Consider the following 9,855-nt stretch of genomic DNA (forward strand, 5'->3'; position numbering starts at 1 on the left):
GGCGCGTCCCCGCCCACCGCCACCGACCCGACCTGAATCCGCCGGCTCTTGCGCCGCTTTGCGAGCCTGGTCGGAACGGACGGCATGCCGAGAGAAACCGCGGTCATGGCGTCACCCCCGGTTTCCGGAGACGGTCTCGCGCATCGCGCGCAGGGACTCCTTCAGGGACCCCGTGGTGGCGAGCACGGCGGTGGGCTCATAGCCGCAGTGCGCCATGCAGTTGGCGCAGCGCGGGTCCTTGCCGCGGCCGTACCGGTCCCAGTCGGTCTCCTCGACGAGCTCCCGGTACGTCGGCACGTATCCGTCGCTCATCAGGTAGCAGGGGCGCTGCCAGCCGAAGACCGAGTAGTTGGGGATGGCCCAGGCGGTGCACGGGAAGTCGATCTTTCCCTCGAGGAAGTCGAGGAACAGCGGCGAGTGGTTGAGCCGCCAGCGGTGCCGGTTGCCGCCCGCGAAGGCCTTCCGGAACAGTTCGCGGGTCTGCTCCACGCCCAGGAAGTGCTCCTGGTCGGGTGCCTTCTCGTAGGCATAGGCGGGCGAGATCATCATCTCGTCGACCTTGAGCTCGTCGTTGAGGTAGTTGAGCACCTCGATGACGGTCTGCGGGGTGTCGGTGTTGAAGAAGGTGGAGTTGGTGGTCACCCGGAAGCCGCGCCGCTTGGCCTCCTTGATGGCCTCCACCGCCTCGTCGAACACGCCCTCCTTGGCGACCGACTTGTCGTGCCGCTCGCGCAGTCCGTCGATGTGCACCGTGAAGGCGAAGTAGCGGGACGGCTTGAACTCGTCCATCTTCTTGCGCAGCAGCAGCGCGTTGGTGCACAGGAAGACGTATTTCCGCCGGGCCACCAACTGCCGGACGATCTCGCCGATCTGAGGGTGCATCAACGGCTCGCCGCCCGCGATGGACACCATCGGCGCGCCCGACTCCAGCACCGCTCCCACGGCCTGTGCGACCGGCATGCGCTGCTTGAGCACCCCGGCCGGGTGCTGGATCTTGCCGCAGCCCTCGCACTTGAGGTTGCAGGCGAAAAGCGGCTCAAGCTCCACGAGCAGCGGAAACTTGTCCCGCCCGCGCAGCTTCTGCCGGGCCAAGTATGTAGCGACCTTGATGGACTGGCGCAGCGGCATGGCCATCTGGCTCACCTCCTGGGGAGCAGAACATTACGGTGCCATTCGAAGAAAGTCGGCAGGACGGACCGAAGAACACGGAAAGCCGATATTCCGCCGCGGACCGTTCCGATACGGACGAGCTCATGCTCTGGAGCGTCCACGACCACCCGCACCGCCGCAACCGGGCGCGCGCCCGTGCGCACGGCGCTCAGAAGCGTGGCCGCCGATTCCATGTCGACGGCGATTGCGCCGGTCGCGCGCAGCGCGGACCGCTCGGCGCCACGCACGATGCGGTCGGAGCCGGTGAGCGGCCCGGTGTGGACGGTGCGCCCGGGCAGGGCGCGCGCGAGTTCCTCGACGAGCACCTCGGTGCCGACGCACGGCACGGTGCCGCGCGGGTCCCGGGTCTCCTCGGCGACGACGAGGTCGCCGGGGCGCATGCCCGGGAGGAGTCCCGCGCAGAAGCCCGTGGCCAGCACCGCGGCCCGCGCCAGCGGCGGGCCGGCCAAGGCCCGGGCGACGGACCGCTCCGCCGCCCGGGGTCCCATCCCCGTCCGCAGCACGGCCACCGGGCCGCTCGCGCCCCGCGTATCCTGTCCGGCCGCGGGGCGCCGGGAACCGGTGCCGAGGATCCGGCCGGGCTGGCCGGGCGCGGTCCCTTCCGTGCCGGGTTCTTCGCGCTCCCCCGGGCTCCCGGCCCCGTGCGCGCGGAGGGGATCCCCGGAAGCCCTCGGCACCGGCCCGTCCCTGCGTCTCGCGCCCCGGGCGCCCAGGCGCAGGGCGAGGTGCTCGATGCCGAGCGCGCAGGCGATCAGCAGCGGGGGCGGGCCGGGCCGGGTGCCCATCAGCTTCCCTTGGCCTCGGCCCCGCAGGGGGCCGCCAGGGGTTCGGCGGCGGTGCGCCGGGCGGTGGCGGGCCCGCCGTGCAGATACCGGCCCAGTGCGGTGAGCGGGAAGATCTGCCGGTAGAGGTGGTAGTTGATGGAGAAGTCCCAGGGGAAGCCGGTGCCGGTGAAGTACGGCTCGTCCCAGGAGCCGTCCTCCCGCTGGGTGGCCGTGAGCCACTGGACGCCGCGCTCGACGGCCCGGGAGTCCCTCTCCCCGGCCGCGAGCAGCGCCATCAGCGCCCACGCGGTCTGCGAGGCGGTGGAGGCGCCCCTGCCGCTCCACTTCCTGGGGTCCTTGTAGGAGCGCAGGTCCTCGCCCCAGCCGCCGTCGTCGTTCTGCACGCGTTCCAGCCAGGCCACCGCGCGGCGGATCGCCGGATGGGAGCCGGGCAGACCGGCGGCGATCAGAGCGGGCACGACGGATCCGGTGCCGTAGAGGTAGTTGACGCCCCAGCGGCCGAACCACGAGCCGTCCGGCTCCTGCTCGGCCAGCAGCCAGGCGATGCCGCGCCGGGTGCGCGGGTCGTGGGCCAGGCCCTCGGCGGCGAGCATCTCCACGACGTGCGCGGTGACGTCGGCCGACGGCGGGTCGATGACCTCGCCGAAGTCGCAGAACGGCAGCCGGTTGGGGAAGGGGCTGGTGTTGTCGACGTCGAAGGCGCCCCAGGCGCCGTTCCTCGACTGCATGCCGAGGTTCCAGCGGACGCCGCGCTGGATGGCCTTGTCCACCCGCTCCGGGTCGTGGTGCCTGACCCGGCGCAGCGCGAGGATCACCTCGGCGGTGTCGTCGATGTCGGGGTAGTTGTCGTTGTGGAACTCGAACGCCCAGCCGCCCGGCGGCAGCCCCGGCCGGCGCACCGCCCAGTCGCCGGGACGCACGATCTGCTCGCCGAGCAGCCAGTCGGCGGCCCTGACCAGCTGCGGGTGGTCGGCGGGCAGGCCCGCGTCGGCGAGCGCGATGACGGCCAGGCAGGTGTCCCAGACGGGCGACTGGCAGGCCTCGATCATCCGGGAGCCGTCCTCGCGCCAGACGGCGAAGCGGTCCAGCGACTCGAGGCCGGCGCGCATCACCGGGTGGTTGAGGTCGTACCCCAGCAGATGCAGTGCGATGATCGAGTACACTGCGGGAGGCTGGATGCCACCCCAACAGCCGTCGTTCTCCTGGCGTTCGATGATCCAGCGGGCGGCGGTGTTCATCGCGGCCCGGCGCACCCGTTTGGGTGCCACCTTGCGGAAGGCGTGCAGGGCCTTGTCCAGGCGCTGGAAGACGCCGTCCCAGCTGGTGGCCGGGGCGAGCGGCCGGGGTGGATGGGGACGGTCCGGGTCGGTGTGCAGCTCGTCCAGCGGGAAGGGCGCGGGGCGCACCGGCCGTTGGGCGAAGACGATGGTGAGCGGCACGATCGTCTGCCGGGCCCAGCAGCCGAAGTCGTAGATGTTGAGCGGCAGCCAGGTGGGGAGCCAGATCAGTTCGGGCGGCAGTTCCGGCAGGTCCTCCCACTTCCACCAGCCGAACAGCGCGAGCCAGATCCGGGTGAAGACGCGGGAGGCGGCGATGCCGCCCTGCTCCCGGATCCAGGCGGAGGCCCTGGCCATGTGGGGTGCGTCGGGCGGGTCACCGGCCAGACGCAGGGCGACGTAGGCCTCGATCGTGGTGGAGAGGTCGCCGGGCCCGCCGTGAAAGGTGGCCCAGGTGCCGTCCTCGCGTTGCTCCGCTCGGATGAACCGGGCGGCGGCGCGGGTGGTCGTCTCGTCGGAGATGCCCAGGAACTGGCGCAGCAGCAGGTCCTCGGCGTCCATGGTGACGTTCGTCTCGAGGTCGCCCTTCCACCAGCCCTCGGCGTTCTGCCTGGCCAGAAGGAAGTCGGTGGCCCGTCTGACGGCGTCGGCGGCGGCTTGTGGTGTCGTCCCGGCCGCCTCGGGGGTGGTGAGTACGGTTTCGGTGGCCGCGGCGGCGCGGGGCGGCAGTGTCGCCCCGGTGCTTCCGTCGGTCGTCGCTGTCATGGCTTCCCCTTCGTGCAGTCGTGCGAGTCGTGCTGCTGTGGGTCCGCCGTCGGCCGGTGCCCGAAACCCCCTGCGGCACCGGCCGTCGACTGTCAGAGGCTGGTTCGGCCGATAGTGATCAACTCTTCCGTACCACGACGAAGTCGGCGAGCGCGGTGAACGCGGCCCGGACCTGTTCGGGCATGTCCACGGCGTCGAGGGCCTCGATGGCGAGGGCGTGCTGACGGCGCGCCTCCTCGGCCGTCCACTCGCGGCCGCCCGCTTCCTCGATGAGGGCGGCACGGGCCGCGAACTCCTCCTCGGAGAAGTTCGCGACGTCGCTGCTCCCGGCGTCGGCGGCGAGGATCTCGCCGAGCCGTTCGGAGGCGTGGCCGCCCGCCGCGAGGGCGGCCACGACCGGCAGGGACTTCTTGCGCTGGCGCAGGTCGCTCCAGGTCTGCTTGCCGGTGGTCTCCGGGTCGCCCCAGATGCCGAGGATGTCGTCGACGGCCTGGAAGGCCAGGCCGAGGTGGTAGCCGTACTTCTCCAGCAGGTCGGCGGTGGCGTCGTCCGCACCGCCGAGGACCGCTCCGATGGAGCAGGCGCAGGCGAGCAGGGCTCCGGTCTTGTTGCCCTCCATCTCCAGGCACTCCTCGACGCTGACGCGGTCGCGCTGCTCGTAGGAGATGTCCTGCGCCTGGCCGTCGATCAGGGCGCGGCTGGCGGTGGTCAGACGGCGGGCGGCGCGGCCGGCCTCGACGGTGCCGAGCTCCAGCAGGACCTCGTTCGCCAGGGCGAACAGGGCGTCACCGACCAGGATGGCCTGGGCGGGGCCGTGCACCTTCCAGACGGTGTCGCGGTGGCGGCGCTGCTCGTCGCCGTCCATCAGGTCGTCGTGCAGCAGCGAGAAGTTGTGGACGAGTTCGACGGCGACCGCGCCGGGCACGCCCACCTCGGGCGCGGCCCCGGCCGCCTCCGCGGAGAGCACGGCCAGGGCGGGGCGTACGGCCTTGCCGCCGGACGCGTCCGCGGGGTTGCCCTGGGCGTCGATCCAGCCGAAGTGGTAGGCGGCGACGGTGTCCATGGGAGGGGCCAGGCGGTCCACGGCCGCCCGCAGTACCGGCGTGGCCAGGGTCCGGCCGCGCTCCAGCAGCGCGGTCACGTCCACCGCGGTCCCTCGAGCGGGCGTCGAGGCCGGGGGAACAGTGGGCACAATCTCTCCTCTTGTTGCGGTGCCGAAAGTGCGGAAGCCTGCCACGGGCTGCTGATCGAGCGTCATGCCGCCGCCTCCTCGATGGCGAGCAGACGGTCCGGCCGGGGCCGGCCCAGGGTGCTCAGCGCGGCGTCGGCCGCCTGCACACCGCTGCGGACCGCACTCTCCATGGTCGCGGGCCACCCGGTGGCGGTCCACGCTCCGGCCAGGTACAGGCCGGGTGCCTTGGTGCGGGCGCCGGGCCGCAGGCGCCCGACGCCAGGTGCCGGAGCGAACGTCGCCGTGCGCTCCCGGGTCACGAAGAAGTCCTTCACCTCCGCGCCGCGCGCGCGGGGCAGCAGCCGCTCCAGTTCGGGAAGGTAGCGTTCCCGCAGAACGGCGGCGGGCACGTCGATCTCGTCCTGTGCCACCGACTGGGACACGGCCAGGTACTGACCGCGCTTCAGCCCGGACGCCTCGGTGCGGTCGAAGACCCATTGCACGGGCGTGCCGAGCGCCGCGAAGAAGGGTTTGGTGAGCACGGTGCGGTCGTAGACGACATGGACGTTGAGGATCGGCGCGGTGCCGATGCGCAGCAGCCGGTCGGGGTCGTCCAGGGCGCCCGGCGGCAGCAGGGCGTGCGCCTCGCGCTGCGGTACGGCGAGGACGACGGCGTCGGCGTGCAGCACCCCGCCGGGCACCCGGACGTCCCAGCCCCCGTTCCCGTCGGAGGAGACGGAGGTGACACGGGTGCGGAGCTCGGTGCGCACGCCCGCGGACTCGAGCGCCCTGCGGGCCATCCGGTCGTGCAGCTCGCCCAGGGGGACGCGGGCCCAGCCGATGTCGGCCGCGCCCGGGTCGGAGAGCAGACCGGTCTTGAACACCATCGCGGCGAGCGCCAGCGAGGCGTCGGAGGCGACCGCGTTGAGGGTGGCGGTCCCGACCAGGTCCCACAGGGCCTCGACGGCGCGCGCGGACTGGCCGTGCGCGGCCAGCCAGCTGCCGAAGTCCTGCGCGTCCAGGGCCGGGTCGGCGGGGTCGAGGGCCTTGAGCGCGAGCGCGGCGCGGCCCGCCCGGACGCGCTCGGCGAGCGTCAGATGCGGGTAGGTGGCCAGGCTCCGTCCCAGGTGCAGGGGGACGGGCAGCGCGTCGCGGCGCAGTCTGCCCAGACGCCGTCCCTCGGGCCGGCCGGCGTCGAGGACGGGCACCTCGAGCCGGTCCTGCAGCGGGGCGAGTGCCGCGCCGCCGATCCGGTCGAGGAACCAGCGGTAGGCGGTGCAGCAGCGCAGGTACACATGCTGTCCGTTGTCGACGGTGAGGTCGCCGCGCCGGAAGGAGAAGGCGAGTCCGCCCAGGCGTGGCCTGCCCTCGAGCAGGGTCACGCGCACCCCGGCGTCGGCGAGTTCGAGCGCGGCGGTGAGACCGGCGAGTCCGCCGCCGACCACGACGGCGTGCCGCCCGGCCGGGCCACGGGCGCCGGTGAGCGGCTCCTCGGGCCGCCTGCCGTCGGTCATCGTGTGCCCTCCTCTGCGTGTCCCCCGCGGTGAGCGGGAGTCTCGTGGGCGACTGCTGCCGCCGGAGACGCCGCCCGGGCGCGGAGGGTTGCCCGCCGCTTTGCACCGATCGTGTCACCGTGCACCGACATGGCCCTCACACACGCCTCCTGATGGTCCGCCGGGTCACATGCCGGGCGTCGAGGCCGGACAGGCCGCGCACGGCGACATACGCCTTCTCGTGTCCGGGCAGCGAGACCCGGCCGCGCAGCACGGCCTCCGGCTCGCGCTCGATGCGGTCGAGCAGGCGCCGGTAGATGCCGGCCATGGCGGCGACGCACGCACCGCTGCGCCGGTCCAGCAGGGGCAGCAGCCGGTAGCCCTCGGCGAACAGGGCGCGGGCCCGCCGCACCTCGAAGTGCACCAGGCCCGCGAAGTCGGCGCCCTCCGGCGGGGTCGGCCCGTGGAGCCCCGCCGAGCAGCCGAATTTGGCGAGGTCGTCGGCGGGCAGATAGACCCGGCCGCCCTCGGCGTCCTCGCGGATGTCCCTGAGGATGTTGGTCAGCTGCAGCGCGAGCCCCAGCGTGTCGGCGTACTCGGGGGCGCGTTCGGCGCCGCGCGCTCCTGGTTCGGTGCCGAACACGCCGAGGGAGAGCCGTCCGATGGCCCCGGCCACACAGCGGCAGTAGACCTTGAGGTCCTCCCAGGTCTCGTACGTCGTGCCGCGTACGTCCATCAGGACGCCGTCGATGAGTTCGTCCAGGCCCTCGAGCGGAATCGGGAAGGTGCGGGCGGCGTGGGCGAGGGCGACGGCGACGGGATCGGTGTCGTCCTCCTCGACCGCGCCCTCGCGGATGCGGCCGAGCAGTGCCCTCGCCTCCTCCAGACGGGTGATTTTGACGTCGTCGGCCAGCGCGCCGTCACCGATGTCGTCGACCCGCCGGGAGAACGCGTACAGCGCCGACATCGCGCGGCGCTTGGGGGCCGGCAGCAGTCTGATGCCGTAGGCGAAGTTGCGGGCCTGTCCCGCGGTGACGGCCTCGCAGTAGCTGTAGGCGGCGAGTACCTGCGCGGACACGAGCGGTTCCGACTCCACGGCCCGGATCACCCCTCTCCTCGCAGCGTCAGGCCCGCCTCGCGCAGCAACCGGACCCTGCCGGGCCGGGGCGGGCCGGGAAGTACGTCGTAGTCGGCGGCGGCGATCGCCCGGAGCGCCGCCCTTCCTCCTGCCACGAACCCTGCGAGCAGCAGTTTCAGCCTGCCGTGGACGCTTCCCACCAGGGGGGCGCCCTCGTCCAGGAGCGCATGGGCGCGTTCCGCCTCGTGGGCGATCAGCGCGCGCACCGAGGCGCCCGCGGTGGGCGCGGCGAGGTCCGCTTCCTGGACGTGAAAACGTTTCATGTCCGCGGCGGGCAGGTAGATGCGGTCGCGACCGAGGTCCTCCTTCACGTCCTGGAGGTGCTCGACGATCTGCAGGGCGGTGCAGATGGCGTCGGAGCGGCGGATCCGTTCGGGGGTCGAGGTGCCGGTGACGGCGAGGACGAGGCGGCCGACGGGGTTGGCGGACAGTTCGCAGTAGGCGAGGAGGTCCTCGTAGGTCTCGTACCGCGTGACGAGCTGGTCCTGGCGGTTGGCGGCGATCAGGCCGAGGAACGGCCCGGGGGTCAGCGAGCGGCGGCGGACGGTGGGCTGGAGCCGGCGCAGCAGCGGGTGGCGCGGGGTGCCGTCGAAGACCTGGCGCAGATCGGCCTCGAGGGCGTCGAGGAGGACCAGGCGGTCCTCCGCCCGGTCGGCCGGTACGCCGAGCAGCCGGGCGTCGGCGCCGCCGGGGGCCAGGTCGCCGTCGCCGATGTCGTCGACCAGGCGGGCGAAACCGTAGACGGCCATGAGGTCGGTGCGCCAGGCTCTGGGCAGGAAGAACGGTGCCACGGGGAAGTTCTCGCCCGCGGCCTTGTCGAGGGTGGCGCGCTCGGGGTCGCGCGCCGTCGGTGTCGGCGTCATCGTCCGCTGCCTGGAACGGGGACGGCACATGCTGCGCTGAGCTGGGGAGTTTCCGTAGCCATTGCCGTCACATCTCCCGTTCTACACTGCCGACCCGACACACGCTGTTTCGGACACGCCGCCCGGCCGTCCGCAGCGGTCCGGCAGAGGGTGTCGCGCATTATCTCCCCACTTGCCGCTTTCCAGGACCGGTACAGCTTACGTTGTACTACGCACCGGGCCCCGCCGGGGTGTCCCGGACGTCGCAACAACACACCGATTGCGTCAAGATCCCTGCATCCGGCGGGAGTTGATGCGTTCTTTGCAGACGCCGGACCCCGCCGGAACGGTTGCGACGGGGCCCGAACGGGTGGGATCACCTGCCGGTGAACTTCTCGTACTCCTTGAGCACCTCTTCGGTGGGCCCGTCCATGCGCAGCTCACCGCGCTCCAGCCACAGCACCCGGTTGCAGGTGTCGCGGATCGACTTGTTGCTGTGGCTGACCAGGAAGACCGTGCCGGCCTCCGCGCGCAGCTCCCGGATGCGTTCCTCGGAGCGCTTCTGGAACTTGCGGTCGCCGGTGGCCAGCGCCTCATCGATCATGAGAACGTCGTGCTTCTTCGCGGCGGCGATGGAGAAGCGCAGCCGGGCCGCCATGCCGGAGGAGTAGGTGCGCATCGGCAGGGAGATGAAGTCGCCCTTCTCGTTGATGCCGGAGAAGTCGACGATCTCCTGGTAGCGCGCCTTGATCTCCTCGCGGGACATGCCCATGGCCAGCCCGCCGAGGATGACGTTGCGCTCGCCGGTCAGGTCGTTCATCAGCGCCGCGTTCACCCCGAGCAGCGACGGCTGGCCGTCGGTGTAGACCCTGCCCTTCTCGGCGGGCAGCAGCCCGGCGATGGCGCGCAGCAATGTGGACTTGCCGGAGCCGTTGGAGCCGATCAGGCCGATGGCCTCACCGCGGTAGGCGATGAAGGAGACGCCCTTGACGGCGTGCACCGTGCGCACGCCCCGCGCCGCGTCGCCGGAGCCGCGCCGGAGGATGCGGCTGAGCGCCGCGGTGGCGCTGCCCCTGCCGGTCTTCGCGCCGTTGACGCGGTAGACGACATGCAGCCCGTCGACGATGACGGTGGGCACGCGCTGCGCGTGCTCCTGCCGGCCGTCCCGCCGGTCGTGTGCGCGGTCCGCCTCAGCCACGGCCGTACCTCTCCTC

At 72.4% G+C, this 9,855-nt stretch carries 7 protein-coding genes and 1 pseudogene; all 8 read right to left on the reverse strand.

Features of this window, described 5'->3' with window-relative positions; translation table 11 throughout:
- Positions 1 to 111 precede the first annotated feature (111 nt).
- The 8 genes and pseudogenes from hpnH to ABD224_RS28180 all read right to left on the reverse strand — a co-directional run bounded on the left by hpnH (position 112) and on the right by ABD224_RS28180 (position 9,839).
- Positions 112 to 1,134: an adenosyl-hopene transferase HpnH gene (gene hpnH / locus ABD224_RS28145; protein ID WP_344054949.1), complete on the reverse strand. Its 1,023-nt coding sequence runs from the start codon at positions 1,132 to 1,134 to the stop codon at positions 112 to 114.
- A gap of 5 nt (positions 1,135 to 1,139) precedes the next feature.
- Positions 1,140 to 1,955: a phosphorylase family protein gene (locus ABD224_RS28150; RefSeq protein ID WP_425581070.1), complete on the reverse strand. Its 816-nt coding sequence runs from the start codon at positions 1,953 to 1,955 to the stop codon at positions 1,140 to 1,142.
- A complete protein-coding gene (shc, locus tag ABD224_RS28155; RefSeq protein ID WP_344054939.1) occupies positions 1,955 to 3,997 on the reverse strand; it encodes a squalene--hopene cyclase in 2,043 nt (680 codons plus the stop codon). The genes ABD224_RS28150 and shc overlap by 1 nt, the downstream gene beginning before the upstream one ends.
- A 118-nt stretch (positions 3,998 to 4,115) precedes the next feature.
- Positions 4,116 to 5,255, reverse strand: a complete 1,140-nt coding sequence (locus ABD224_RS28160; protein ID WP_344054941.1) for a polyprenyl synthetase family protein — start codon at positions 5,253 to 5,255, stop codon at positions 4,116 to 4,118.
- A pseudogene (hpnE, locus tag ABD224_RS28165) lies at positions 5,252 to 6,730 on the reverse strand (hydroxysqualene dehydroxylase HpnE); the annotation flags it as partial. The pseudogene hpnE and the gene ABD224_RS28160, both read right to left, overlap by 4 nt.
- A gap of 88 nt (positions 6,731 to 6,818) precedes the next feature.
- Positions 6,819 to 7,769, reverse strand: a complete 951-nt coding sequence (hpnD, locus tag ABD224_RS28170; RefSeq protein WP_344054944.1) for a presqualene diphosphate synthase HpnD — start codon at positions 7,767 to 7,769, stop codon at positions 6,819 to 6,821.
- Positions 7,766 to 8,662, reverse strand: coding sequence for a squalene synthase HpnC (hpnC, locus tag ABD224_RS28175; RefSeq protein WP_344054947.1), 897 nt, complete (start codon positions 8,660 to 8,662; stop codon positions 7,766 to 7,768). The genes hpnD and hpnC overlap by 4 nt, the downstream gene beginning before the upstream one ends.
- Positions 8,663 to 9,017: 355 nt before the next feature.
- A complete protein-coding gene (locus tag ABD224_RS28180; protein WP_425581071.1) occupies positions 9,018 to 9,839 on the reverse strand; it encodes an ABC transporter ATP-binding protein in 822 nt (273 codons plus the stop codon).
- Positions 9,840 to 9,855 lie beyond the last annotated feature (16 nt).

It is taken from the genome of Streptomyces thermoalcalitolerans, from assembly GCF_039525155.1.
Classification (GTDB): Bacteria; Actinomycetota; Actinomycetes; order Streptomycetales; family Streptomycetaceae; genus Streptomyces; species Streptomyces thermovulgaris.